Source organism: Clostridioides sp. GD02377 (genome assembly GCF_045899875.1).
In the GTDB taxonomy this organism is placed as follows: domain Bacteria; phylum Bacillota; class Clostridia; order Peptostreptococcales; family Peptostreptococcaceae; genus Clostridioides; species Clostridioides difficile_A.
In genome coordinates this window covers 1-205 of record NZ_JBJODA010000106.1, presented here as the reverse complement: position 1 = coordinate 205, position 205 = coordinate 1, and the positions used below count along the sequence as shown (strand labels likewise).

Below are 205 nucleotides of genomic sequence, written 5' to 3'. Positions count from 1 at the left end.
ACCCCTTCCAGGTCGCCAAAACAAAAAAATGCTGGTGTGGCTCAACGGTAGAGCAGCTGACTTGTAATCAGCAGGTTGTAGGTTCGATTCCTATCACCAGCTCCATGTAAAACTAATACGGAGGATTTCCCGAGCGGCCAAAGGGGGCAGACTGTAAATCTGTTGTCATCGACTTCGGTGGTTCGAATCCACCATCCTCCACCAA

2 tRNA genes are annotated in these 205 nt (G+C 49.8%); both read left to right on the top strand.

What is annotated here, in order from left to right:
- The first annotated feature begins 30 nt into the window (after window positions 1-30).
- Window positions 31-105, top strand: a tRNA-Thr gene (locus tag Q3304_RS21095).
- Between the two features lie 14 nt (window positions 106-119).
- Window positions 120-204, top strand: a tRNA-Tyr gene (locus Q3304_RS21090).
- Window position 205: the final 1 nt, after the last annotated feature.